Raw genomic sequence first — 24,770 nt, 5'->3', positions numbered from 1 at the left:
AGTCTCTCGCGCGATACGCTGCTCAGTAGCAGCGCATGATGTTGACGGTGTGCTCGCCACCGCCGCGGCCGGGCACCGTCACGGATTCCGTCGGGCAGCTCGGCACATAGGGGCGGTCGGACGGCACGACGTTCGGCGGGAAGCGATGCGACCAGTCCCAGGGAACGTCATAGGTGTAGGTGTAGCGCACGTCGGTGGAGGCCGGCTGCCCGGCATCGACGAAAGGCGGGCTGTAGCCCGCATTGTCGTAGGCGAACGCGCCGCCGCCCGGCCAATAGACCCAGGGCGTGTTGCGGCCGCGGAACCGCGCGCCCGGCGCGATCGGCGGACGTACGGCGGCCGGCGGTGGAGCTGCGGTCACCATGGCATGCGGGGCGGCACCGCCCGGTCGTGCAAAACTGTCGCCGGGGCTAAGGAGCAGCGCGGCTGCGCTGAGCGAGGCGAGCAACGCCCCATTTGATCTGGACATCATGATACGCACCAACTCGTTTGGCTTCGCGAATAGCGGCTCCCCACCGCACGCTAGGCCGGGCTGTCGCCCACCCGCAAACGTATAATTAATTATTGGTTAAGGCACGGGATTAACGGGGAACCGGCTGCGGCAGAACGCCCGGAATCTTCATCCGGCGTCAGACCTTCGTTCCCGGGAATGCGGCGCGTCAGCGACCCTGCTGCTTGCGCAGCCAGTCCAGCATGTCCTGCGCATTTCCGCTGCCCTGCGACACGATGGCGGTATTGCCGCCGCTGCGGCGGTAGACGGTGGTGCGGCCCGGCTCCTTGTCGACCTTGACCTCGGCCTGCGCCGGATCGCCGCTTTGCGTGATGATTGCGGTTCCGTTTTCGTCCTGGACCACGGTGGTGTGGCCGTCGCCGGTCTCCCCGGCGCCGGCTGGCGACATCGCAATTGCACTCATGAGGGTCATTCCGGATGCGAGCAGGAGGAACTTCATGTCACACCTCTTCATCTCGATCATCGCCCGAACTGAAATATCGCAGCCCAATTGAAGCGTCCGAACTGCCTGACCGTTCCCGTGTTCATGTCGCCGACCTGGAGCAGCAGCGCATTGGTCGAATTGCCGACCTGGGTGATGTCGGCGATGTTGCTGACGCCCGATTGGCCGATCAGCGCATTGGTGGTGTTGCCGACCTGAATCAGATCGACATAGTTGTGCATCCCGTTCTGGACAATCGTCGCATCGACCGTGCCGGTCCCGATTTCGATCACTCGCGCGATGTTGATGAGGCTGTTCTCGACGATCGTGACCGGCTGCGGGTTGTTGCCGGATTGCACGACCGTCTCGATGCTCACATTCCTGTTGATCCAGGAGAGCGCGGGGCCGGCAATGTTTGGCGATTGCCTGGATCCTGCGGATGCCTCGGACGCAACGCTGATGGCGGCGAGCAACGCCGCCAAGGCCAGAAACCCTCGACCATATCTCATCGCCCTGCCCCATCAGCTCACGGACCGGTCTGGATCACCGTCGACGAGTTGACCGCGCCGAATTGCGCGATGGCTCCCGTATTCATGGCACCGAGCTGCGACACGATGCTCGTCGCCGATTGGCCCGTCTGGCCGACGAAGGCAAGATTGTTCATGCCCGTCTGGCCAACCGACGCCGATGTCGTTCCACCGAATTGCAAGATGCCGGTTGCGTTGTTGCTGCCGTTCTGCGTGACGGTCGCGCTGGGCGTGCCGCCAATCTGGAATACGCCGACCATGTTGAGCGAGCTGCTCTGGTTCACGACCACGGGCGGCCCGTTGATCGAAACGATCGTCTTGATGTCGGCGCCCTGTGCTCGCGCGGGTCCGTTCGCGGTGAAACAGGAGACGAGAACCGCCGTTGCGACGACCAGAAGATGCTTGTTCATCATATGCCTCCACAATATCTGCCGAGTCACCACACGATCCCAGGTCAAGGAGCCTGCTGCAGAATCGTGGAGCCGTTCAGAATGCCAAGCTGGGATACCCCGGCGGCGTTGTTCAAACCGATTTGGCCAATCAAGCTCGTGTTGGCGCCTCCGACTTGGCCAGCCGTAGCGATATTGGTCGCGGTGGCTGTCGTGCCGCCCTGTCCAATCGTCGCCGAATTGACCGAAGACAATGAACCGAGTTGCATGCTCGATGCCTGGTTGAAGGCCCCGAATTGCAGCGTCGTCGCGGTATTGTTCACCGGGCCGGTCTGCGTTGTGGACGAGAGATTTGTCGTACCAAACTGCAACACGCTGATCGTGTTGGCGGCTTTGGCATCGACAGCGGTCAGCGCGCTCAGCGTGACGACGGCCGTGATGAGAAATTTCGTGCGCATGTCATATCCTCCGTAAAATATCAGCCTTCGACCCGCGGCCCCCGCTCAGGCAATCTGATCGCGGTCATTTCGAGCATGCCGTGTCGAGTATCGCCCGGACGCGCCGCTCGATGGACGCGCCCGGGCCGACACCGGGGCTGGCTTAGTGCTGCGTGATGGTGCTGAGGTTGATGCCGCCACCCAACTGCCCAACGCCAGCGGAGTTGTTCGGCGGGAGGCCGAACAGCGTGGACTGGCTGATCCCGCTCGTGTTGTTGCCGGTGGCAACCTGCCCGGTGGTGGCCGAGTTGCCAAAGACGCCAATCTGGGTCACCGAGCTGACGTTGTTGAGCGACGGAGAGGTCGTGCCCTGCATCGTGCTCGCGCTGTTCACGAGGCCGAGTTGGGACGTGGTCGAGGTGTCATTCACGTGGCCCTGCTGGTTCACGGTGGAGCCGTTTGCGAGACCAATCTGCACAGTGGTCGCGGTGTTGGCAGCCTGAGCGGCAGACGACAGGGCGAACACGGCGACGGAAGCGAGGAGAAATTTGCGCATGGAGTATCCCTTTCGGTTCAAGTTGTCTAACCAGTTTACGGATGCCGTCTTGGAGGAGGTCGACATCGTGTGATGACTCTGAACCGATCGTGCTCCGTGCGACAGACTGCAGTTCATGCTAATCGGTAAGGACTAGACTTTGTGCGGCAAGCCGCCGCGCGAAAGCCTAGCTGTGCGGTGGTCCGGCAGCCGCGCGCGTCGCCGCATCGCGCTCCATGTTGTCGACGAGCCGCACCACTTCGATCGGCGAGCGCAATTCCAGCTTGCGCATCATCCTGGCGCGATGAACTTTCGCCGTCACTTCGCTCACGCCAAGCCTTGCCGCGATCTGCTTGGCGACGAGCCCCTCGGCCATCAACAGCAAGATCTCGCGCTCCCGCGCCGTCAGCGCCTCGACGCGCTGCCGCGCATCGCGCACGGCGTCTTCGCGATGCATTCGCTTGCGGTCGCGCTCGATGCCGTGCCTGATCGCGTCGAGGATTTCCTGCTCGCGAAAGGGTTTCGGCAGAAACTCGACTGCACCGCGCTTCATGGCCTCGACCGAGACGCGGACGTCGGAATGGCCGCTGATGAAGACGATCGGAATGGATACGCCGGTCTCGGCCAGCCGGCGCTGAAGCTCGAGGCCGGTGGGCGACGTGCCGGGAAAGCGCACGTCGAGCACGAGACAGGATGGTCCGACGGACAACTCCTCCTCGAGGAACTCGTCTGTCGAGGCAAACAGCCTCACCTGATGTCCGGTCTCCTCGCAGAGATTGCCAATCGCGTTTCGTACCTCAATTTCGTCGTCAACGACATAAACTGTGGCTTGATTTGAAATCATTGCAACAGACTCCCGGACTCAACGCTCGATGATCCAGCAACGAGCCATCCATTGTTCTTGCAAGCGATAACAAGGTGCTTGAATGCATGCGCGATGACCTAGCGAATCTCCTCGGTCCGCAGCTCTCACGTCTTAGGGCCAACAGCCCCTCGAGACGAGTGAAGGCGTTCACATATCTGGTTTCGTGATTGAAAGGACCGGGTACCGCCAAAAGCGGCATCACGCCGAGATACCATGTCAGGGATGTGACAGTCCGGCGCTGCAGCCCTGATATCGCCCACTGCGTCATGGCGTCGCCATCCATGCGCCGACGTGAACGCCAACAATCCGCAAACAGACGGGACGTTCAGTCAGCTGTCGAGTTTCGATACCGCGCGCATCTTTTTGAATACGCCCGGTATGCGTTCCGCGCAAATCACGAAAGGTCGCAGCCCGCGGACTTTACTTCTGGATCATGGAGCGCGCCCGTCCGTCGCCCTAAGAACAGCGACATACTGCCAAGCCACAGATATCGAATTCGATGAAATACAACCATTACGAGAATACAACCACTGCACGATTTTGAGCTTCTGCCGCCAACGCAATCATTTTCAAGAGGGCGGGTTTTGATATGCGATTTGTGCCAGTTATTGCCTTGCTGGGAACTGCATGCGGCCTCGCCGCGATCTACGCCACGGGACCGGCCGCCATTGCCGGCGCCGCCGGCAGCGCGGCCGACAAGGCCGCGCACGCCTATGCCTCGACGAAGCGGCTGCTTGTGCCAGCGACAAGCGAAACTCCGACCTTCGGATCGGACGCCCCATTGTTCCGCTATGCCGCGATCCAGCGCGGCAGCATCGAGCAGACCGTCACCGTCACGGGCGCCTTGCAACCCGTCAAGACGATCGAGGTCGGCTCACAATTGTCCGGGCAACTCGCCCGCGTCTATGTCGACTTCAACGACACCGTCAGCAAGGACCAGCCGCTTGCCCTGATCGATCCCCGCAGCTTCGCGGCCAAGGTCGACGAGGCCAAGGCGGCGCTGGCCGTCGCTGATTCCCTCGTTGACATCGAGCGAGCCAAGCTCGATCGCGCCAGGATCGATCTGCAAAACGCCAAGGGCAGCCGGGACGTGCTGGTCGCCAAGCTCGACAGCGCCCAGGCCGTCAAGGCATCGGCGCAGAAGACCCTGCAACGCAAGCTGGCGCTTCAGTCGCAGAACGTCGTGGCCACGTCCACCGTCGACGATGCGCAGACGGACTTCGCCGCGCGCGTGGCCCAGGAGCGCGAGGCCGAGGTGATGATGTCCCTCAATGCCTATTCGGTTGAGGGCGCGCAGGCCGACGTCCGCCGGATCGAGGCCGAGCTCGACCAGGCCAGGATGGCTGTGCCGGAGAAAGCCGCCGTCCTTGCGGCGGCGCAGGCTGATCTCGACCGCACCGTGATCCGCTCGCCGATCGACGGCGTCGTGGTCGGCAGGTTCGTCAATGAAGGCCAGACACTCGCGGTAGGCCTCGAATCCCGCACGACCTTCGTGGTCGCCCACCGCCTCGAGGACATGGAGATCCACGCGCAGGTCGACGAAGCCGACATCGGGCGCATTGCGCCCGGCCAGCGCGCTCACTTCACGGTCGATTCCTATCCCGACCGCCGCTTCGAAGCCGCGGTGCGGCAGGTGCGCAAGGCGCCGCAGAACCAGCAGCACGTCGTCACCTACACGGTCGTCCTGTCGACCTCCAATCTCGACGGCGCGTTGCTTCCGGGCATGACCGCCTTGGTCAAGATCGTGATCGAGCAGCAGGACAACGTGCTGAAAGTTCCTCTCGCGGCGCTGCGGTTCCAGCCTTCGGGCGCACGGACAGACACAGGCCCTGGACGCAGCGGAGTCTGGGTCCGCACCGCCAGCGGCGCACTTCAGCGGGTCCCCGTGACCGTCGGCGCGGCGGGTACGGAACAGGTTGCGCTCAAGAGCGGAGAGCTCGTCGAGGGCAGCCAGGTTGCCGTCGGACAGGCGATCCGGCCTGCCGGCATGGAATTTCTCGGCATCAGGTTCGGATCATGACAGCCACCCTGCCCCTTATCAGCCTCCGATCCGTCGGCAGGACGTATCGCACGGACGGAGTCGCAGTCGCGGCGGTACGCAATGTCAGTTTCGACGTCGATCGGGGCGAGATTCTCGCGGTGATGGGGCCGTCCGGCTCGGGCAAGTCCACCTTGATGAACATGATCGGATTGCTCGACCTCCCGAGCGAGGGATCGATCTATCTCGAGGGCACCAACGTTGCCGATCTTTCGGAAGACCGCCGATCGACCTTGCGCGCCCGCAGTATCGGTTTCGTGTTCCAGTCCTACAATCTGCTCGCGCGCCACAACGCGATCGAGAACGTCGCCCTGCCACTGGTCTATTGCGGCGTGGGCCACAAGGAACGCCTCGGCCGCGCCGAGCAGAGCCTGGCGGCTGTCGGCATGCTGCACCGGGCGCATCACTTCCCGCGGCAATTGTCGGGCGGCGAGCAGCAGCGCGTCGCCATCGCGCGCGCGCTGATCGCCTCTCCGCTGATCATCCTCGCAGATGAACCGACCGGCGCGCTCGATAGCCGCACCGGCGCCGAGATCCTTGCGCTGTTTGCCGCGCTCAACCAGTTCGGTCAGACCATCGTGATGATCACGCACGATCCCGGCATTGCGACCAAGTGTCGCCGCACCATCCGCCTGCACGACGGCGAACTCGTCAGCGACGAGACGATAGTGCCGTTACTGCCCAAACGGAGCGTCGGGTCATGACGATGTTTCAGGGCTTTCAGATCGCTCTGCACGCCTTGCGGCTGAACCCGTTGCGCAGCTTCCTCACGATGCTCGGCATCGTGATCGGCGTCGCTTCGATCGTGACGGTCTTCGCGATCGGGGCCGGCGCGCAGTTGCGCCTCCAGGAGCAGATCCGCTCGATCGGCGCCAACGTGCTGATGATCATACCCGGCGCGGTCTATCAGGGCGGCGTGCGCCTCAAGGACGGCACCAAGCTGACGATGACCGAGAGCGACGTGCAGGCCATCCTCGAGCAAATTCCGGAAATCCAGGCCGCAGCCGGCTCGATCGCCGGAACGGCGCAGGTCATCCACGAGAGCAAGAACTGGAACACGACGATCAACGGCACGACGACCGGGCACTTCATGGTGCGCGACTGGCAGCTTTCCTCCGGGCGCTACTTTTCCAGCGCCGAGGAAGCCGCCGCCGGCAAGGTCGTGATCCTCGGCAGCACCGTTGCGCGCGAGCTGTTTGCGCCGGGCGATGATCCCATCGGCGCGCAGATCAGGATCATGAAGGTCCCGCTCGAAGTGGTCGGCGTTCTCGACGCCAAGGGACCTACGCAGGATGACGTCGCCTTCGTCCCCCTCACCACGGCCAAGCTCCGCTTCCTCGGCAGCGCCAGCAACATCAACCGGGATTCGGTCGCCTACATCATTGCCAAGGTGGCCGCCGACGGTCAGATGGCCGGTGCGCGATCCGAAATCGAAAGCCTGCTGCGGGAGCGGCATCGTGTCCCGGCCGGTCAGGAGGACGACTTCAAGGTCCAGGACCCGGCCGCCGCCATGGAAGCGCAGCAGGGAGCGATCCGCACCGTCGCGCTGCTGCTCGTCGCCATCGCCTCCGTCTCGCTGCTGGTCGGCGGCATCAGCATCATGAATGTCATGATCGTGTCGGTGACCGAGCGCACCCGCGAAATCGGCATCCGCCGCGCGCTCGGCGGGCGGATGCGGGACATCCGTCTCCAGTTCCTCTGCGAAGCGCTCGTGCTCTGCCTGCTCGGCGGCGCCATCGGCGTCCTCAGCGGCGTCACGCTGTCGATGACGGTCGCGCGCATGGCCGGCTGGATCACGTCAATCGACGGCGATGCGATTGCCCTGGCCCTCGCCTTCTCAATCGCGACCGGCCTGATCTTTGGTTTCTATCCTGCACACAAGGCGTCCAAGCTCAGTCCAATCGAGGCGCTCAAGACGGAATGAGAACACGCTGGGTTTGCCACGACATCAAACCAGAGGCCTGGGAGGAGCAAGTCATGAGCCCGGATTCGACAGATTTGATTACGCCGACGCCGCGTGAGCGTGAGCTGATGATGCTCATTGCGCGCGGACTGCAAAACAAGAACATCGCCTACGAGCTCAAGATCTCGGAGAACACGGTGCGGGCGCATATCGGCAACATCATGCGCAAATACCGCCTCCATAACCGAACCCAGATCGCGATCGTCTATGCCCTCAAGGCGGCCCCGCTTTCACCACGGCACGATCCAGCCAGGAACGGAGCCAGCCCGGCGAAGGTCAAGCCGGTCCAGACGCTCGCACAAGCTCCGCTGGCGCCGACCGTACCGGAATGACCGTCGCGGCCACAATCCCTTGCGTGACCCGTCGGGCAAAACACCGAAGCCCGGGGTCAAGAGCATGGCGACAAAATATTTCTCTTTATTCGAATTCGGAATTTTGTTAGACAATAATCACTCCGGCCCAAGGAAGAGGGGCGTATCGCGATCGTCACGACGCCGGCACCCGGTCTTCCCTGCGCCCTCTTTCAATGGAGGGTGAGGCGATGAAAGCAAAGCTCGGGCGAACAGCCACGAGAACGCGAAGGTGTGTCTACGGGGGCGTAGGATGGGTAGAGCACTTGCGAAACCCATCATGTTTCCGCGCGGAGAAAGCGCTGATGGGTTTCGCTTCGCTCTACCCATCCTACACCTCCGTCATTGAGAGGAGCTCTTGCGACGAAGCAATCCAGGATCTGTCCGCGGAAAGACTCTGATTGCTCCGCTGCGCTCGCAATGACGATGTTGCGACAGTTGTGCGCCCACACCACCCTTTCTTCACCCCGCAATGACAAATGCGTGGACGCCGGGCCACCTCCCCGTCACTTCTGCATGCCAATCCGCTTCTGTAACAAAACTGTCATACAGCAAAACTAAACGATTGCCGGGGGCCGCGGTTCGGCGGCCAAGCCGCCTTACCGCTAGGAGATTACGATGCGCCGTTCACTGGTGTTGCTGTCAGCCGGACTGACAGTGCTGTCCACCGGATTTGCCTCCGCCGAGAATAACACGCCCCGCAACCTGATCCTGTTCATCCCCGACGGGCTGCGCGCGCTGAAGATCACCCCCGAAACCGCACCGGCAATGGCCGAGGTCCGCGACAAGGGCGTCAATTTCAAGAACTCGCATTCGCTGTTCCCGACCTTCACCATGGCCAATGGCTCGGCGATGTCGACCGGCCATTATCTCGGCGATACCGGCGTGTTCTCCAACACGATCTGGACCAACTACACCTCGGTCCCTGCCGGCGACACCGTGGTCCCCTTCATCGAGAACGACTCCGTGCTCGGCGACATCGACGAGCATTTCAAGGGCGACTATCTCAACGAAGAGACCGTGTTGAAGATGGCCCGCGACAAGGGCCTGAGCACGGCCGCGATCGGCAAGGTCGGCCCGACCTATCAGTGGGACCACACCGACAAGCCCGAGAAGCCGGGCAAGCACTCGATCGTCATCGACGACGCCACTGGCAGCAAGGCCGGCGTGGCGCTCTCGGACGAGATGAAGGACGCGCTGACCAAGGCCGGTCTCGCCCTCACCGCCCCCGGCCGCGGCGACAACGGCAAGGCGGGCGACGCCAAGACGCCCGGCACCACCACGGCCAACGTGGTGCAGCAGGCCTATTTCGCCGACGTCGCCACCAAGGTGGTGCTGCCGATGTTCAAGGCGCGCAACAAACCGTTCGTGCTGGTGTTCTGGTCGCGCGATCCCGACGGCACCCAGCATAACCAGGGCGACAGCCTCAACCAGATCCTGCCCGGCATCAACGGCCCGAGCACGATGGCGAGCATCAAGAACGTCGACAACAACCTCGCCCAGATCCGCAAGGCACTGGACGAGCTTGGCCTCGCCGCCAACACCAACATCATGATCCAGGCCGACCACGGCTTCTCGACCATCTCCAAGGAGAGCAAGACCAGCCCCTCGGCCAAGCTCAGCTATGACGACACGCCGAAGGACTTTTTGCCGATGGGCTTCCTCGCCCTCGATCTGGCCAAGGCGCTCGACCTGCCGCTGTTCGACCCCAACGACAAGAACGCGGCCGTCACCGGCAATGCCCATCCGAAGGCCGGCAACGGCGTGCTCGGCAAGGATCCGACCAAGCCCGACGTCGTCGTCGCCACCAATGGCGGCTCGGACCTGATCTACCTGCCGAACAAGGACAAGAAGCTGGCGGCCAAGACCATCAAGGCGCTGATGGAGCAGGACTACATCTCCGGCCTGTTCGTCGACGACCAGCTCGGCCGCTTCCCCGGCACGCTGCCGCTGTCGAGCATCAATCTGCGCGGCAAGGCGGCGACACCGACGCCGGCGATCGTGGTCAACTTCCGCTCCTATGCCAGCGAGTGCGGCGAGGCACCGACCAACTGCTCGGTGCAGGTCGCCGACACCGTGCTGCGTCAGGGCCAGGGCATGCACGGCAGCTTCAGCCGTGGCGACACCTACAACTTCATGGCCGCGATCGGTCCGGACTTCAAAGCCGGCTTCGTCGACGAGCTGCCGGTCAGCAATGCCGACGTCGGCATGACTGCCGCTCAACTCCTCGGCCTGCGCGGCTCGGAGAATGGCGGCCTGGTCGGCCGTGTGATGTCTGAAGCGCTGCCCAACGGCATCGTACCGAAGGCATTCAAGGCCGTGGAGAAGTCGAAGAAGAAGTCCGAGAATGGTCTCGAGACCGTGCTCAACGTCCAGCGCGTCGGTAGCCAGCGCTATTTCGACGCCGCCGGATTCCCCGGCCGCACGCTGGGCCTCGAGCCGGAAGCCGGCAAACAAAAAACGGCGGGGAAATAACCCCGCCGCTGTCTCTCGCGCCTCGAAAGGGGCGCGAGAATATCTCCGATGTTACGTGCCCGGATCTTTTACATTCCGATGTCGAACACGTTCGGCAATTGGCCCGCCAGAGGCAGCGCGGTGGCGCCCAGGAAGGTCGCCACCATCGCCATCAGACGACGGTTGTTGTGGCGCTTGCCGCGCATCTGGCCGGCGATCCACTCCAGCATCTCGCTGTTGACCTTGGACGCATAAGACGGTGCCCAGCTCTCGATGTCCTGCGCCAGCGCGACGTTGCGCGGCGGCACCTTCAGGCCGGAGGCGCTCGCGGCGTAATGAGCCACCGCCTTGGTCAGCAAATCGTCGAACCGGCCGCCATCGGTGCGCTCGGTCGCAGCTTCGTTGATCTCGAACAGCGCTTCGGCTTCGGCGCGGCTGATCGGCTGGTCGTTGACGGCGGTCGCGGTCAGGATGCGGGCGCACCAGGCGGTGTCATCGGCATCGAGCGAGCGGGAAAAATGCACCCGCCCCTTGGTGGTCGGGCCTTCGCCCGTGATGACGCCATCGCGCACGACAGAGAGTGCATGGGCCGCGGTATCGCGGCAGGACGGTTCGAGGGACGGCGCTTCAACGGACTTTTGAGCGGACTTGGGCAGTGCGGCGGACATAGTTCACTTCCAGATTTCTTCTGATCGACCAGCATTTTCATGCGGGCGTAAAGGGGTGGTTAATGATTCGATATGGGGATCGCGACTTTTCTCAATGGTTGCCGATTAGTCGCTACGAGGACCGTTTCGGTTCCGGAGAGCGTCGGGCGGGCGTGATGCGGGTCATAAAAGGCTTTATCGGGGCAATCCAGACCGTGAAGCCCCGGTGGAGATGTTTCGCCGCAGCTGCCGCCGTAACAAAAATGTGCTGACAAATCAGCCCTTCAGAGGAAGAATTCACATTTTACTTGAAGCAGTTCAGTTGCCGTTCACTTGGGGTCATCAAGCCCCTATACTTCCGGCGACGGCCAGGCAGGAATTTCCGTGTAAATTCAACGCGATGAGGTAAAACCATGACACTCCCGATCGGCACCACCGCCCCCGACTTCGAAGCCGAGACCACCGAAGGGAAGATCAAGTTCCACGACTGGATCGGCAACAGCTGGGCTCTGCTGTTCTCGCACCCGAAGGATTTCACGCCGGTTTGCACCACCGAGCTCGGCGCTATCGCCAAGCTGAAGCCCGAGTTCGACAAGCGCGGCGTCAAGCTGATGGGCCTCTCGGTCGATCCTGTCGACCGCCACTCGAAGTGGTCGGAGGACATCAAGGAGACGCAAGGCGCCGCGCCGAACTACCCGATGATCGGCGACACCGATTTCAACGTCTCGAAGCTCTACGGCATGCTGCCGGCGTCGACCTCGGGTGATCCCCTCACCCGCACGCCGGCCGACAACCAGACCGTCCGCAACGTCTTCATCATCGGGCCGGACAAGAAGATCAAGCTGGTGCTTGTCTATCCGATGACGACGGGCCGGAACTTCCAGGAGATCCTGCGCGTGATCGACTCGCTCCAGCTCACCGCGAAGCATCGCGTCGCGACGCCGGCCGACTGGTCGCAGGGCGAGGACGTGATCATCGCGGGTTCGGTTTCCAACGACGAGGCCAAGACGATCTATCCGCAGGGCTGGAAGGAACCGAAGCCCTACATCCGCATCGTGCCGCAGCCGAAGTAACGGCCTATCCGGTTACACGATCCGCCACCAACAGACCCGCGGTCGACGAGACCGCGGTCACCACCGCGCCCCAGCCGATGTCGAGGAATGCGACCGGCCAGCTCCAGTGCTTCAGGAGCGCGAGCGCAGTGAGATCGAACGTCGCGTAGCAAAACAGCCCGAACAAGGCGCCATAGAGCAGCGTCGATTGCCACGTTGCGCCAACTGAGCCGCTGACGAAGATCAAAACGCCGCCGACATAGAGCAAATAGAACAGGATCGCCGGCAAAGGCTTCAGCTCGCCCAGCATGTCGCCAACCTCAGCGGTGAAGAAGCCCTTGGCGACCAGTCCCAGGAACAGGAAATCCAGCCCGGTCAGGATGACGAGGGTTGCGAGATAGAGCACGACAAGGCGGTTCACTGGCGGCCTCCCTGCCCGCAGGCCTCGCGGGCAGTCACATCATGCCGTCAGTTACGTCACGGCAGGCCGATGGTTTCAGCCCGCCAGTCCCCGATCAAGCCGCCTGAACGCGATCGAGGAAGCTGTCGACCTCGGCCTTCAGATGCAGGCTCTCGCCTGACAGCGCCTGGGCAGAGGCAAACATCCGGCTCGAGGTCTCGCCCGTCTCGCTGGCGCCCTCGGCCGCATGACGGACATTGACGGCAACATCGGCGGTGCCCGAGGCCGCGGCGCGAACGCTGGCGGCGATGTTGTGGGTGGCGCTGCGCTGCTGCTCGACCGCGGCCGAGATCGAGTTCGCGATGCCGCTGATACGCTCGATGGTCTCGGTGATCGCCTTGATCGCGGTCACCGACTCCTCGGTCGCAAGCTGCATGCTCGCGATCTGGGTCGAGATCTCGTCGGTCGCCTTGGCGGTCTGGCCGGCGAGCGTCTTGACCTCCTGGGCCACCACGGCAAAACCGCGCCCCGCATCGCCCGCGCGCGCGGCCTCGATGGTGGCATTCAGTGCCAGCAGATTGGTCTGCTCGGCGATCGAGGTGATCAGCTTGACGACGTCGCCGATGCGGGAGCCTGCTTCCGACAGCTGCGCGATGCGCTGGTCGGTGGCCTCGGCCTGCTGCACCGCCTCGGCGGAGATCGCGTTGGATTCCTGCACACGGCGGGTGATCTCGGAGATCGATTGAGACAGTTCGTCGGAGGCGGACGCCGCCGAACGGACGTGGTCGGAGGCCTGCTCGGACGCGCCGGCCGATTTCGCCGAGAGGTCGGCGGTGGACCGGGCGGTGTCGGTCAATTGCCGCGCCACGCGCTCGAATTCGCCCGAGGCGTGCAGCACCTTGTCGAGGATGCCGCCGACACTGCCGCGGAACTCGGCGACGAAGTTGCGCAGATCGGCCTTGCGCTGCTCGGCCGCCGCAGCCGCGGCTTCCGCCTGCTCGCTGCGCATGCGCGCCCGCTCCAGCGAATTGCTCTTGAACACCGCAACCGTGCGGGCGATCTCGCCGATCTCGTCGGCACGGTCGTCGCAATCGATCGCGACGTCGCTTTGGCCGTTGGCGAGCGCCGTCAACGAGCGCGTGACCGAGGTGAGCGGCCGGGTGACGCGGCGGACCACCAGCATGGTCAGGACCAGAACCAGCAACGCGGCGATGCCGGCCGCCACCGCCATGCTCTCGATCGCCTGGGCCAGCATCGCCTCGAACTGCGCCATGGGGATGCCGACATAGAGAATGCCGACGACCTTGCCGCTTGCATCCGCGATCGGAAAATAAGCGGTCATGAAGGACTTGCCGAACAGCGTGGCCGGCCCCTTATAGGCTTCACCACGCCGCAACACGGCCTGCGCCGGATGGTCGGCGGCAAGCTGGGTGCCGACGGCGCGGTCGCCGTTCTCCTTCTTCACATTGGTCGAGCGGCGGACGAACTGCCCGCTCGCATCGTCAAACACGAACAGGGTCGCGTTGCCGCCCACATAGGACACCGCACGATCGACGATGGCGTGATCTTTGAAGTCCGGCATCTTGGCGATCTCGGCACGCGCCACCGCGCCATCCCGCATCGTGATCCTGGCGTCGGGAACGGTCTCGGCGAAGGCCAGGGCCAGCGTGCGCAGGCTGACCTCGATGTCGCGCAGCGCGCGATCGTTGAAGGCGGAGGTGAGCGACCAATAGCCGGCGCCGACCACCAATGCGGTGTTCATCGCAATCAGCAGGACGGCACACAGGACGGCCTTGGTACCCAGCTTGAATTGCGGCACGAACTTCGCCGTTAATGAGTTGGTCATGAATGGAACTACCCCCGGAATTCCTGCATATTCATGCAATCCGCTTACGACCCCATTAACGACGGTTCACAGCGCCCCGCGCGGCATCCTTTCCAGATCGTAAACGAGGACATTCCCTGACCCCGCCAAGCCCCCCGCCTGTCATCGTCTGGTTTCGCGACGACCTCCGTCTGTCCGATCATCCCGCGCTCCACGCCGCCGCCAAGACCGGCGCGCCGGTGATCTGCCTCTACGTCCTGGACGACGCAGCCGGACGGGCACCCGGCGGCGCAACGCGATGGTGGCTGGCGCAATCGCTGCGCGCACTCGGCGCCGATATCGCGGCGCGCGGCGGATCGCTGGTCCTGCGCAAGGGACCGGCTGCGAGGGTGATCCCCGACGTGGCACGCGAGAGCCACGCCGGCGCGGTCTATTGGAATTCGATCGCTCAGGCCCGACATCAGGCCGTCGAGAAACAGCTCGAAGCAGCGCTGGCAAAGCTCGGCGTGGACTCGCAAAGTTTTCCCGGCGACTTGCTGGTTCCGCCCTCGGCGATCCGCAACAAGGAAGGCCGGGGCTTGCGCGTGTTCACGCCGTTCTGGCGGCGGGTGCTCTCGCTCGGCGATCCGCCCAAACCGCTGCCCGCACCAAAGGAGCTTCGCCCAGCCGCGAAGATCGCGAGCGACAGCCTCGAGAGCTGGAAGCTCGAGCCGACCAAGCCAGACTGGGCCGGCGGCCTGCGCGAGAGCTGGACACCCGGCGAAGCCTCGGCACGTGCCCGATTGCGCGACTTCCTCAAGCACACCGCGCGCACCTATGTCGGCGACCGCGATCGGCCGGATCGCGAGGGCACCTCAGGTCTCTCGCCGCATTTGCGGTTCGGCGAACTCAGCCCGCGCCAGGTCTTTCACGCCGCGCGGTTTGCCGCGGCGGAGAATCCGGCGATCGGATCCGGCATCGACAAGTTCCTGAGCGAGCTCGGCTGGCGCGAGTTCTGCCGCCACCTGCTCCACGATCATGCGAACCTCGCCACCGAGAACCTGCAAGACAGCTTCGACGACTTCCCCTGGAAGTCCGACAAGAAGGCGCTTGCCGCCTGGCAGCACGGCCGCACCGGCTATCCCATCGTCGATGCCGGCATGCGCGAACTTTGGCACACCGGCGTGATGCACAATCGGGTCCGGATGGTGGTCGCCTCGTTCCTGGTCAAGCATCTCCTGATCGACTGGCGCGACGGCGAAGCCTGGTTCTGGGACACGTTGGTCGATGCGGATGCCGGCAGCAATCCGGCCAACTGGCAATGGGTCGCCGGCTGCGGCGCCGACGCCGCGCCCTACTTCCGCGTGTTCAACCCAACGCTCCAGGGCGGGAAGTTCGATCCCGACGGAACCTATGTCCGACGCTGGGTGCCGGAGCTGAAAGACGTGCCGTCGAAGCTGATCCACCAGCCCTGGCAGGCGACACCGATCGAGCTTGCGAGTGCCGGCGTCACGCCCGGCAAGACCTATCCGCAACCGATCGTCGATCATGCCAAGGGACGCGAGCGCGCGCTCGCCGCTTACGCCAAGATCCGCAAAGGTTGAGCGTTGCTTTGACACAATGATGAAACCCGCTATCGTCATCGCTCCATACAAACCGTGGGGGACACGATATGGACGACGATAAGCCGATCACCGAGCAGGCGATGGAGACGATCACCAGCGCCGTGGAAGCGACCAAGGACGCAGCGGTCACCGCCGTGAAGAAGGTGAAGAAGGCCGCCAAGAAGGTCGCGCCGAAGAAGGCAAAGAAGGCTTCCAAGAAGAAGGCCAAAAAGGCCGCCAAGAAGTCGTCGAAGAAGGCCGCCAAGAAGTCCGCGAAGAAGGCCGCGAAGAAGGCCGCCCAAAAGACCGCTAAGAAGGCTGCCAAGAAGAAGGCCAAGAAGGCCAGGCGCTGATCGCGGCGCGACGAGGTCTCCGGGTGCGGGCGCCCGGAGATGTCTGCTCTCGAGGCCCTAGCCTCTCCGCTTCGACGCGCGCCGGCCCGGATGGTGCTTTCCCTTCGGATCGCGAAACTCGCTGCGATGGCCGCGCCGGTCTTCAGCGTTGAAGCGCCGCCGCTTTGCGGGTGAGCCGAACGCCTTGATCACCTTCCTCCCGTTGACCTTCTTGATGACGTAGCCACCCTCGGTCATCGAGAACGGCGCCTTCAGCGTTCCCTTGTGATCGAACTTGGTACCACGGGGATGCTTGAATGGCTCGAACCAGGACGGATAGACGAAGTTCGACATCGGCAAGCCGTCGACGTCGAAGGAGTCCTCCTCCACCGCGTCGCAGACCTCATAGGCATATTGGGTATTCGGATTCTTGTCGGCCCAGAGATTGGCCATGGGGTCGAGCACCATCTCGAACAGCTCGTGCGAGGCCGCCACGCTGATCGGCTCGTCGCCCAACGCCTTGACGAAGATCTTCGAGATCGGCTGGCCACGGTGGGTCAGCTCGTGCCGGCCGAGCATGTTCTTATGCAAGGCATCGTCGAAATAGACCAGTTGCCAGTCGGTGGCCTTCGGCTTGCGCGTGACATAGAGGTCGACCGGATAGCCCCACACCGGCAGGAAATGCTTGTCGTAGCACCTCTGGAGCGCCGCCGTGAGCCGGCTCATATCGCGATCGCCGATGGCCCCCCTGGCGTAGTTGATGCAGGCAATCCGAACCGGCCTCAGGGACTTGCCGAGCAGTGCGCGCTTCGCTTTCTTCATGGAAATCACCGCGTGAAAGGACAACTGAAATGCGGCAAGCCTAGCACGAACGCGACCCGCACGTCAGGGATGTATTCCGGCAACGGGCCTACGCGCCGAAGCGCCGGTTGACCACGAACACCGCGGCCGCGCACATCGCCATGCCGCCGATCGCCAGCGCATCGAGCTTCTCGCCGAACAGCAGATAGGCCATCAGCGCGGTCACCGCAGGCACCAGATAGAACAGGCTCGCAACCGACGTCGCCGCCGCGTGGCGGATCAACCAGTACAACAGCCCGATCGACCCGATCGAGAGCGCGACCGCAAGCCAGCCGAGCGCAAGCACGAACTCACGCGTCCAGTGCACGACGCGGTCCTCGAACAGGAAGGCGCCGACCGTGAAGAAGATCGTGACGGCCACATACTGGACGAGGTTGCCCGCGCGCCAATCGATGTGATTGCAGTAGCGGCGCTGATAGAGCGTGCCGAGCGTGATGCTGATCAGCGAGACCACCGAAGCGAGCCAGCCGAGCCCCGCCTCGCCGGTCATGGGACGATTGTGCAGGATCAGTGCCACGCCGCCGAGACCGAGCAGCAAACCGCCCCATTGCACCGTCGTCACCTTCTCGCCGAGCCAGCGGTTGGCGATGGTCGAGGTCAGGATCGGCTGCAGGCCCGGAATGAGCGCGGAGAGCCCCGCCGGAATCGAATGCGCGATCGCAATCGCGGTGCCGCCGAGATAGAAGCCGTGAACGAGAATACCGGCGACGGCACTGTGCGCGATGCCGATGCGGTCGGGCCATTTCGGGCGGGCAATCGCCGCAATGATCGCCATCAGCACGACCACCACCGCCATGCGGATGGCGAGATAGGTCAAGGGATCGGCGTTGTTGATGACGTATTTGGTGCCGATGAAGCCGGTGCTCCACAGCAGCACGAACAGCACCGGCGCCGCCCGCGCGGCCAGATTTTCCTGGTTATGATTCATTGCCGCCCTCATTGCCCGAGTGGTGGCGGTGCGGCAATGCGAATTTGGATGCTGCGCTGCGAGGGAGACGCGGCTCAGATCAGCCGATCACCATTCTTCCGGACAGGGATCGATGATCTTCCAGAGCTCGACCCCGTTCTTGATCTTCTTCATGTCGGTGGTGAGCCCGCCATTGCGGCGGATCCAGTCCTTCACCGTGTCAGGATAGTAGGACATCAGGTCGGACGTCCCCTCCGAGCTCGTGACCTTGATGCCGAAGGTGAAGGCCTTGTCGTAATAGGCTTGGTGGAAGCCGAGGCTCGCGCGCGGCGTCACGCAGATCTTGTTCATCGGCACGATGCCGAGCACCAGCGTGCAGGCCGAGTTGCAGATGCCATCGATGATGACCCGCTCGCCCTTGTCGCGGACGCGCTTGTACTTGACCTTGTACTCCTCGACGTAGCCGCCATGGTCGCGGGTGATGTGCAGTTCGGCGCGCGCTGGCGTGGCAGCAGCGACGAAGAGCAACAGCAGGCTGAGGAGCGTGATGCGCATGGCAGCGTGACGACGAAACCCTTGCAGGAACGAACCGGCCGCGACGAGCCCCCAAGGAAAAACCCCGGGCCGGGAGGAATCTTAAACCGAATTCTCTTTGGCCATACTTGTGTGGGGAATTCGTTAAGCATCCCGAAAAGGCCAAAAATGGGCAGGCTTCGACCCCGGTTCCGGCAATTCTGTCACACCCAACCGGGAATCTACCCGATCTGCCCCGATTTCCGGGCCTGGGACGGGTGCCCCGGCGGCCCGAAATGGCTATAGATGGGAGACTTATTCGCGGGTTCCGGAGAATCGAGATGAGCAAGTTGAAGCTTGTAGCCGCGGTTGCTGCCCTGTCGGCCGCAATCCTTGCCCCTGGCCTTGCGGAGGCACGGGGACATCACCGGCACCACCGTTACTACGCCAACCCGCTGCCCTACCCGATCAGCTATCTGCACAATTACGGCCCGGGCATCACTCCCGGCACCTTCGCCTTCTATGACGGCCCGTCGACCAACCACTGCTACCAGAGCGCGGCCGCCTATGTCGGCCAGGACCGCCGGCGGCACCCCTGCTTCTGAGGGCGCGGCTGCGTTGTCTTGCGGCGGGCGGCCTCACCGGTGGCCCCCGCAGCACCTGCTTCTCGATCTGATAGACCGTCCGCTTGACGAGGTTCTTTCCCACCTCGTCCCGGAGCGCCGAGCGTCCGCTGCACACGACGATCCAATCCTGACAAGCCCACTCTTCGAATTTGGCGGAGGATTGCCCGTGACGACAAGGTTACGGATGAAGCCGCGCCGCCGGATTGCGTAGAAGCAAGGATACCAATGGATGTCCTGCGGGTCGTCGAAGCATTGGTCACACGCGAGAACCTGGGATACTCTTGCTGAGTTGAGGTCAGGCCTGCGGCGGGCAAGCTGAAGATTTGTTCATCAGCATTACATTTCGGTTCTGCCACAATTTGATCAGAACAACTTCGATACCCTGTATCGCGTAAGCGGAGGAAGACATTATGAAGCTTAAGATCGGCCTCGTCGTCGCGTCCCTTTTCGGTGCCATCGCGGCATCGCCGACGGCGTCAGCCATGCCCGTTGCGCCCGCGCCTGCGGCACCGCAGGTTTCAAACGTCGAACAGGTCCGTATGGTCTGCGACGCCTGGGGGCGCTGTTTCTGGCGTCCGAATTATTATGGATATTACGGCGCGCCGGCGCCGTATTACGGCCCCCGATATTATGGACCGCCGCGCTATTATGGCCCGCGTGTCTATGGGCCCGGCTATTACGGCTATCGCCGCTGGTGAAATCTGAAGGGGCCCTCCGGGCCCCTTCGCATTTGCGAGATCGCGGTGGCGCTCTCGCCTGGAGCAATTCCAAAACTGATCTAGATCAAAGATGAAATTCGTCGCGCAGCCATTCTGTGCCGATGGCCGATCTGATTGTTTTCCGGTGCCCGCAGACGGGCATGAACGTGCAAACCCATCTCGAGAAGCGGCAGGGACGCGAGGGGCGAAGCTTCGAGTCCTTCGCCTGCCCTGCCTGCACGCGGCTCCATTTCATTGACCTCACATCGGGTCAACCGATGAGCCGAGACCGTTGACGGTGACATCAATCCGATCATCCTCGTGGGATGATGTCCGCAATATTACGGCATGGAATCCTGTTTACTGAATCGTCCTGTTTCGCCATTGATGGCCATGTACTGACGTTCATTTTATTGTCACATTGCAGCATCCGGCCAGACGCATGTTCTTCGACGCTCTCGCCCCATCCTCCGCGCTCCAACTGACCCGGTTCACCGACGTCGACGCGTTTCGACCGGCTGAATCGCTGGAAGACGCCCGGAGCATTCCGCTCGACGTCGCCAATTTTGCTGCGGCGCGAGCGATCGTGAATCTGCCGGCCTGCCGCATCATCGTGGCGCGGTCGTTTGCACGCATCCTGGAGACCACCTATCGCGCACCGGGCGGCATGGTGATCCTGCCGATGAGCGATGATCTGCGCGCCAGTTCGAGCGGCATGGATCTCGACGCGCGCTTCTTCGTCGCCTTGCGCGGCAATCATCACTGCCATTTCGTCGAGCCCAAGATCAATCATCATGCACTGATCATGTTCTCGACCACGCTCAGGGATCGCGGCTGGTTCGATCGCGCCGACGCGTTATGGGTTCGCATCGCCGACCCGGCTGCGCATCTCTATGCGCGGCAGCTTGTGCTCGACATTCTCAGGACCGCGTCGTTCGCGCCGCACATGTTCGAGACCACGGAAGCCGCCAGCCATCTCCAGGAGGGGCTGTTGCTCGCTTTCGACGACCTGTTTCGAACGAACCCGTTGTCGGAGCGCAGCGCCCCGAATGCGGGTGCGCGATCCGCCAGGCTCGTGCAGCAGATCGACGACTACGTCGCAGCCTATCCGACCGCCCCGATCTATACGGCCGATCTCGCCGATGAGTTCGGCGTCTCGATCCGGACCCTCGGCGGTGCGGTAGCCAAGGTGCGCGGGATGAGCCTGCATCAATACATCCGCCTGAAGCGGCTGTGGGCCACCCGCACGCAGCTCCTCAGGAGCGGTGGCGCGTCGGTCGCCTCGTGCGCGCGCGCCCAGGGCTTTCATCACCTCGGCGAGTTTGCCGCAGCATACCGCGCGACCTTCCACGAGGCGCCCTCGGACACGCTGGCGCGGGCCCGCTCGCGCACGGCTGCTCCGGAACAAGTGCTGATGAACCACGTTGCCAGTGCCGGACAGTTTTGAAGCCACGCACGTGCTGCACGGCGTTTCTTCACTGTCAGCAACCTTGGTTCAAAGGAAACGGATGTCCATTAGCCGCAATCTGTTGTTTCTCATTATTGGCGCATTGGTCGTGACGGCGGGGGTACTTGGCTACAATCTCTATCAGGCGAAGAAGCAGCCTGACGGCCTCCAGATCAACGTTGGCCCCAACGGGCTCAAGATCCAGGGCAAGTAGGCGAGATTTACGGATTGCGTGGTCAGGCCTGAAGGCTGTGGCCTGACAAATGGCGCGCTCGGAGAGATTCGAACTCCCGACCCTCGGAATCGAAATCCGATGCTCTATCCAGCTGAGCTACGAGCGCCCGGGCCCCGGTCTTGGGCCACAAACCGAAGCGCCCGCTGACGCTGACTGGCGGGCCAGTTGGCTGCGACGCTCGGATCGGTTCGAATTAGCAGAGAGACCGGACAATAAAAAGCCCTCCCCGCCTTTATCGAGGCGGAGCAGAGGCGCGCTTGTTACCAGGTCGAGTTGAAAAAACCGAAATGCGGCTGCTGTGCCACCAGCATCATCGGCTGGCCGCGCTGCGGCGCCGGACGCGCCCGGGCCACCTTCCGTTTGGGCTGAACGGGGGCCTGAACCTGCGGAGTCTGCGTCGTTTGGGCCTGAGCTTTCGGCGTGAACTGAGCGAAAGTCTCGCGCACCCGCGCCTTTGCCGAGATGTCAGCCAGCGGGTCCGGCTGCGCAGTCGCCTGAGGCGCCGCGGCGGCGGCCGTCTGCACGACCGGCACGGCGACGGTCGGCTGGCTGGTGTCGAGCACGACACGATCAGGCAGATGACGATCGGACCGGATCCGGATCAGCGGCTGGTCATAGCCTGCAGTCGCAACCGCTTGTCCGGCCGGCGACGTCGGCCAAACGAAATCAGCCGCAAACAACAGTGCGAGCAGCGCTCCACCGACGAACATGAAATACCGAAAGATGGGCATTGGCCGCGCTCCGCCCCCCGCAATCCCCGCGTGGGCTCTTCGCCTCAACCGGCGATCCTCTAATTGGTTCCTGCACCCTGCCCTTTGGTTCAAATGGGAACGCCAAGATTCTGGCCAAGGGCCAAGGACGGTAACTTTTCCGCTAGCGGAATGTCTGGCTCCTTAGGCGCGCCGCGCCGTCACCAGCGAACATGTCGCCTGATCGGCATTCACGTTGACGAATCCGACCGGGACGCGCGCAAAGGTCTTGCGACTTTTCATGCCGACAATGTCGGCCAGCACGCGGCCGCGGTCAGTCAGATGGCTGCCGTCGCGCCGCGTGAAGGCGCAGACGATCTCGACATCCTTAACGGCATAGTCATTGTCATTTCGCACGGTGAAGGTGACGAGCGCCTTCGAGCCGAGCCCGCCGCGCCGCCAGGTCTGCGATGAAATCTTCATCCGGTCGAGCCCGGCCGGCTCAGCAGCGGAGGTATCTGAGGCGGTTGTCGGAGCAGCTGGATCGATGCTTGCCAGCGCCAATTTGGTCGGCTCGGTCGGCGCGACATTGCCTTCGGAGGGCGGCATCAACAGCCAGACGGCCCCACCAACCACGAGCGCCGCCAGCAGCCACAACACGCCTCGCTTGAGCCAGACGCTTGTTGGGGAGCGGAGCCGCGGCGGCCCCTCGCCATTCCCGGCGAAGCTTCCCAATCCGATCCGGCCAAACCCTGCGTTCATGGGTGCATCACTCGCCTCCTTCCTCAATCCGCGAAAGGAACTAAGGTTCCCGCAACGGCGCGAATCTCGGATAGGAGCCATGGTGGCGATCGTCGATCGGGATCGCTAACATGCGCTGCAACATCGCGAAGACCCTATCGGGAGGAATTGAAATGCCAGTCGTCGTCACTTGGGATCACATCCATCTGCGCAGCCCTGATCCGGAAGCGACCGCGGCCTGGCTGCGCGACATCCTCGGCGGCGAGATCGTGCGCGCGCCGGGACGCATCGACGTGAACCTGGGCGGCGCCAGGATCTTCATCGCATCGCTGGAAGGCGAGAACGCCGTCAGCGCGCCGCCGCCACACCCTCATCAGGGCCTCGACCATTTCGGGCTCACGGTGAAGGACATCGACGCTGTCGCCGCCGAGCTCAAGGCCAAGGGCGTGACGTTCACCCGCGAGCCGACCACGATCCGGCCCGGCGTCCGCATCTGCTTCATCCGCGGCCCCGAAGGCATTTCCATCGAGCTGCTCGAGCGCGACAAGAAATATACCTGACGCGACTCCGCATCCGACATCGAGGCGAAGCCGGGCGAGCGCTCGCCCCGCTAAGTCATGCTACCGGGCATAAAGCATCGGATCGTGACGCCCGTGTAGCCGTAGATCGGCCAGACCATGGTGCGTCCGACCCGGTTCGGCTCCGAGATCACGGCCTCCTCGGGCACGTCGACCCAGACGAGCTCCTGCTCCCGGCCTTCGATCACGTAGCCAAGGCGCGGGATACGCACGCGATAGTGCCCGTCCTTGCTCTCCCAATCGGAGTCCGAGATCGCCGAACCGTCGGCATCGGAGCAGCATGGCCCCTTGCCGCTGCGCAAGCCGTCGAACCAGGCTTTAAGCTCCGTACTGGTATTGACGAACTGGCCGCGGTCGCGTGCGTGCCCGAGCGGGGCAATCAGCGCCAGCGCGCAAGCAAGACTTGCCGCGCTTCGCCACCGTGTGGGACGGCCAATCTGCCATCGTCGTGTTTCGCAGTTCGTGGGACGCGCACTGTACAGACGCGGCTCAGCGCCGCCGGAATCGATCCAGTTGCTCACGTTCGTCTTGCTCCAGCACCCCGCGGCCAGTGCAACAATGGTTATGCATTTCGCGGGCCAACTCTGATTCGCAACGACTGGCCTCGCAGCGTGATGAGACCGTCATAACCGTGTCACACACAAGCCGGGACAATTACGGTTAGCAGTGCCGGCATGGGACACCATCGCTGGCGAAACTGCCGCGTTGCGCGAGTGGTTGCGCTTTGGCATAAAAGCTACACCGGTTACGCCATTGGGCGATGGTGGCCGGCAGACGGGGCGTGATGAAGAACGGCCTCTATTCGATTCACGTGAGCCTGCTCGATGGTCGGGTCGGTAAGGGCAGCGGCGTGATTCTTTTTCGCGACGGCAAGATCCTTGGCGGCGATGCCTACCTCTATTACACCGGCAGCTACGTGGTGAAGGACGACCACACCTTCAAAGGCGAGGTGCTGGTGCAACGGCACACCTCGCCGCGAGGTGATGACAACCCGCTGTTCGGCGGCCCGGCTCCGGTCGGCATCGGTGTCAGCGGGACCTACACGGACACCCGCGCGGAGATGACCGGAACGGCGCTGGTCGGCAAGGCCAGCCTGATTTTCGGCGCCACCCTGCACAAGCTCACAGAAGCTGATTAGCGACTGAA

The 24,770-nt window shown here is 63.3% G+C and carries 30 protein-coding genes and 1 tRNA gene; 14 read left to right on the top strand and 17 right to left on the bottom strand.

Features of this window, described 5'->3' with window-relative positions; translation table 11 throughout:
• Positions 1-22: 22 nt before the first annotated feature.
• The 7 genes from QA645_RS18375 to QA645_RS18345 form a co-directional block, all read right to left on the bottom strand.
• On the bottom strand, positions 23-472 hold the full coding sequence (locus QA645_RS18375; RefSeq protein WP_254132108.1) for a hypothetical protein: 450 nt from the start codon (positions 470-472) through the stop codon (positions 23-25).
• A 187-nt stretch (positions 473-659) separates the two neighbouring features.
• Positions 660-950 carry a hypothetical protein gene (locus QA645_RS18370; RefSeq protein WP_254132109.1) on the bottom strand — a complete coding sequence of 97 codons (291 nt, stop codon included), beginning with the start codon at positions 948-950 and terminating at the stop codon, positions 660-662.
• 20 nt (positions 951-970) lie between these two features.
• The gene (locus QA645_RS18365; protein WP_254132110.1) at positions 971-1,309 is read right to left on the bottom strand and encodes a curlin; all 339 of its coding nucleotides are present in this window, start codon (positions 1,307-1,309) and stop codon (positions 971-973) included.
• 149 nt (positions 1,310-1,458) lie between these two features.
• Positions 1,459-1,869, bottom strand: a complete 411-nt coding sequence (locus QA645_RS18360) for a curlin (protein WP_254132111.1) — start codon at positions 1,867-1,869, stop codon at positions 1,459-1,461.
• 44 nt (positions 1,870-1,913) lie between these two features.
• Positions 1,914-2,306 carry a curlin gene (locus tag QA645_RS18355; protein WP_254132112.1) on the bottom strand — a complete coding sequence of 131 codons (393 nt, stop codon included), beginning with the start codon at positions 2,304-2,306 and terminating at the stop codon, positions 1,914-1,916.
• 142 nt (positions 2,307-2,448) lie between these two features.
• Positions 2,449-2,841 carry a curlin subunit CsgB gene (locus QA645_RS18350; protein ID WP_283052026.1) on the bottom strand — a complete coding sequence of 131 codons (393 nt, stop codon included), beginning with the start codon at positions 2,839-2,841 and terminating at the stop codon, positions 2,449-2,451.
• A gap of 166 nt (positions 2,842-3,007) precedes the next feature.
• Positions 3,008-3,664 (bottom strand): response regulator, encoded by a 657-nt coding sequence (locus QA645_RS18345; protein WP_283052024.1) that lies wholly within the window; start codon positions 3,662-3,664, stop codon positions 3,008-3,010.
• Positions 3,665-4,274: 610 nt separating this feature from the next.
• On the opposite strand from QA645_RS18345, the gene QA645_RS18340 reads away from it, so the two are divergent.
• The 5 genes from QA645_RS18340 to QA645_RS18320 all read left to right on the top strand — a co-directional run bounded on the left by QA645_RS18340 (position 4,275) and on the right by QA645_RS18320 (position 10,511).
• Positions 4,275-5,705 (top strand): efflux RND transporter periplasmic adaptor subunit, encoded by a 1,431-nt coding sequence (locus QA645_RS18340; protein WP_349253184.1) that lies wholly within the window; start codon positions 4,275-4,277, stop codon positions 5,703-5,705.
• Positions 5,702-6,427: an ABC transporter ATP-binding protein gene (locus QA645_RS18335; protein ID WP_283052019.1), complete on the top strand. Its 726-nt coding sequence runs from the start codon at positions 5,702-5,704 to the stop codon at positions 6,425-6,427. Before QA645_RS18340 ends, QA645_RS18335 begins: the two co-directional genes overlap by 4 nt.
• The gene (locus QA645_RS18330; RefSeq protein ID WP_283052017.1) at positions 6,424-7,647 is read left to right on the top strand and encodes an ABC transporter permease; all 1,224 of its coding nucleotides are present in this window, start codon (positions 6,424-6,426) and stop codon (positions 7,645-7,647) included. Before QA645_RS18335 ends, QA645_RS18330 begins: the two co-directional genes overlap by 4 nt.
• A 53-nt stretch (positions 7,648-7,700) precedes the next feature.
• A complete protein-coding gene (locus tag QA645_RS18325; RefSeq protein ID WP_283052013.1) occupies positions 7,701-8,018 on the top strand; it encodes a LuxR C-terminal-related transcriptional regulator in 318 nt (105 codons plus the stop codon).
• Positions 8,019-8,654: 636 nt separating this feature from the next.
• Positions 8,655-10,511, top strand: a complete 1,857-nt coding sequence (locus QA645_RS18320; RefSeq protein ID WP_283052011.1) for a nucleotide pyrophosphatase/phosphodiesterase family protein — start codon at positions 8,655-8,657, stop codon at positions 10,509-10,511.
• Positions 10,512-10,579: 68 nt separating this feature from the next.
• Here QA645_RS18320 and QA645_RS18315 read toward each other — a convergent pair whose 3' ends face one another.
• Positions 10,580-11,158 carry a hypothetical protein gene (locus QA645_RS18315; protein WP_254132120.1) on the bottom strand — a complete coding sequence of 193 codons (579 nt, stop codon included), beginning with the start codon at positions 11,156-11,158 and terminating at the stop codon, positions 10,580-10,582.
• A 392-nt stretch (positions 11,159-11,550) separates the two neighbouring features.
• On the opposite strand from QA645_RS18315, the gene QA645_RS18310 reads away from it, so the two are divergent.
• Positions 11,551-12,210: a peroxiredoxin gene (locus QA645_RS18310; RefSeq protein ID WP_283052008.1), complete on the top strand. Its 660-nt coding sequence runs from the start codon at positions 11,551-11,553 to the stop codon at positions 12,208-12,210.
• A 4-nt stretch (positions 12,211-12,214) separates the two neighbouring features.
• On the opposite strand, the gene QA645_RS18305 is transcribed toward QA645_RS18310, so the two are convergent.
• Both QA645_RS18305 and QA645_RS18300 read right to left on the bottom strand, forming a co-directional pair.
• Positions 12,215-12,610, bottom strand: coding sequence for a DUF2177 family protein (locus QA645_RS18305; protein WP_254132121.1), 396 nt, complete (start codon positions 12,608-12,610; stop codon positions 12,215-12,217).
• A gap of 94 nt (positions 12,611-12,704) precedes the next feature.
• Positions 12,705-14,435, bottom strand: a complete 1,731-nt coding sequence (locus tag QA645_RS18300; protein ID WP_283052005.1) for a Cache 3/Cache 2 fusion domain-containing protein — start codon at positions 14,433-14,435, stop codon at positions 12,705-12,707.
• A gap of 170 nt (positions 14,436-14,605) precedes the next feature.
• On the opposite strand from QA645_RS18300, the gene QA645_RS18295 reads away from it, so the two are divergent.
• Together QA645_RS18295 and QA645_RS18290 are read left to right on the top strand one after the other, a co-directional pair.
• Positions 14,606-15,997, top strand: a complete 1,392-nt coding sequence (locus QA645_RS18295; RefSeq protein ID WP_283053247.1) for a deoxyribodipyrimidine photo-lyase — start codon at positions 14,606-14,608, stop codon at positions 15,995-15,997.
• A 68-nt stretch (positions 15,998-16,065) separates the two neighbouring features.
• Positions 16,066-16,350, top strand: coding sequence for a histone (locus QA645_RS18290; protein WP_283052003.1), 285 nt, complete (start codon positions 16,066-16,068; stop codon positions 16,348-16,350).
• 57 nt (positions 16,351-16,407) lie between these two features.
• On the opposite strand, the gene QA645_RS18285 is transcribed toward QA645_RS18290, so the two are convergent.
• The 3 genes from QA645_RS18285 to QA645_RS18275 form a co-directional block, all read right to left on the bottom strand.
• Entirely contained in the window at positions 16,408-17,151 is a 744-nt protein-coding gene (locus QA645_RS18285; RefSeq protein WP_283052001.1) for a hypothetical protein, read from the bottom strand.
• Positions 17,152-17,239: 88 nt separating this feature from the next.
• A complete protein-coding gene (locus QA645_RS18280) occupies positions 17,240-18,118 on the bottom strand; it encodes a DMT family transporter (RefSeq protein ID WP_283051999.1) in 879 nt (292 codons plus the stop codon).
• 87 nt (positions 18,119-18,205) lie between these two features.
• Complete coding sequence (locus QA645_RS18275; protein WP_254132126.1) at positions 18,206-18,652, bottom strand: hypothetical protein; 447 nt, start codon at positions 18,650-18,652, stop codon at positions 18,206-18,208.
• Positions 18,653-18,951: 299 nt separating this feature from the next.
• Here QA645_RS18275 and QA645_RS18270 point away from each other — a divergent pair, with 299 nt between their 5' ends.
• The 4 genes from QA645_RS18270 to QA645_RS18255 all read left to right on the top strand — a co-directional run bounded on the left by QA645_RS18270 (position 18,952) and on the right by QA645_RS18255 (position 21,595).
• Complete coding sequence (locus tag QA645_RS18270) at positions 18,952-19,215, top strand: hypothetical protein (RefSeq protein ID WP_283051996.1); 264 nt, start codon at positions 18,952-18,954, stop codon at positions 19,213-19,215.
• Between the two features lie 431 nt (positions 19,216-19,646).
• Positions 19,647-19,934 (top strand): hypothetical protein, encoded by a 288-nt coding sequence (locus QA645_RS18265; RefSeq protein WP_254194151.1) that lies wholly within the window; start codon positions 19,647-19,649, stop codon positions 19,932-19,934.
• Positions 19,935-20,376: 442 nt separating this feature from the next.
• Complete coding sequence (locus tag QA645_RS18260) at positions 20,377-21,381, top strand: helix-turn-helix domain-containing protein (protein ID WP_283051993.1); 1,005 nt, start codon at positions 20,377-20,379, stop codon at positions 21,379-21,381.
• A gap of 61 nt (positions 21,382-21,442) precedes the next feature.
• Complete coding sequence (locus tag QA645_RS18255) at positions 21,443-21,595, top strand: hypothetical protein (protein WP_187437379.1); 153 nt, start codon at positions 21,443-21,445, stop codon at positions 21,593-21,595.
• A 50-nt stretch (positions 21,596-21,645) separates the two neighbouring features.
• Here the strand turns inward: QA645_RS18255 and QA645_RS18250 are convergent.
• The 3 genes from QA645_RS18250 to QA645_RS18240 all read right to left on the bottom strand — a co-directional run bounded on the left by QA645_RS18250 (position 21,646) and on the right by QA645_RS18240 (position 23,067).
• Positions 21,646-21,722 (bottom strand) — tRNA-Arg (locus QA645_RS18250).
• A gap of 154 nt (positions 21,723-21,876) precedes the next feature.
• Positions 21,877-22,347, bottom strand: coding sequence for a hypothetical protein (locus tag QA645_RS18245; RefSeq protein WP_254132131.1), 471 nt, complete (start codon positions 22,345-22,347; stop codon positions 21,877-21,879).
• A gap of 162 nt (positions 22,348-22,509) precedes the next feature.
• Positions 22,510-23,067, bottom strand: coding sequence for a hypothetical protein (locus QA645_RS18240; protein ID WP_283051989.1), 558 nt, complete (start codon positions 23,065-23,067; stop codon positions 22,510-22,512).
• A 152-nt stretch (positions 23,068-23,219) separates the two neighbouring features.
• On the opposite strand from QA645_RS18240, the gene QA645_RS18235 reads away from it, so the two are divergent.
• Positions 23,220-23,606 carry a VOC family protein gene (locus QA645_RS18235; RefSeq protein ID WP_254132133.1) on the top strand — a complete coding sequence of 129 codons (387 nt, stop codon included), beginning with the start codon at positions 23,220-23,222 and terminating at the stop codon, positions 23,604-23,606.
• Positions 23,607-23,656: 50 nt separating this feature from the next.
• Here QA645_RS18235 and QA645_RS18230 read toward each other — a convergent pair whose 3' ends face one another.
• Positions 23,657-24,145 (bottom strand): hypothetical protein, encoded by a 489-nt coding sequence (locus tag QA645_RS18230; protein WP_254194156.1) that lies wholly within the window; start codon positions 24,143-24,145, stop codon positions 23,657-23,659.
• 263 nt (positions 24,146-24,408) lie between these two features.
• Here QA645_RS18230 and QA645_RS18225 point away from each other — a divergent pair, with 263 nt between their 5' ends.
• Positions 24,409-24,762 carry a GrlR family regulatory protein gene (locus tag QA645_RS18225; RefSeq protein WP_254132135.1) on the top strand — a complete coding sequence of 118 codons (354 nt, stop codon included), beginning with the start codon at positions 24,409-24,411 and terminating at the stop codon, positions 24,760-24,762.
• Positions 24,763-24,770 lie beyond the last annotated feature (8 nt).

Origin of the sequence: Bradyrhizobium sp. CIAT3101 (assembly GCF_029714945.1) — a bacterium.
GTDB lineage: Bacteria > Pseudomonadota > Alphaproteobacteria > Rhizobiales > Xanthobacteraceae > Bradyrhizobium.
The sequence above is the reverse complement of the archived record's forward strand: the minus strand, read 5'-3'. Positions and strand labels throughout refer to the sequence as shown.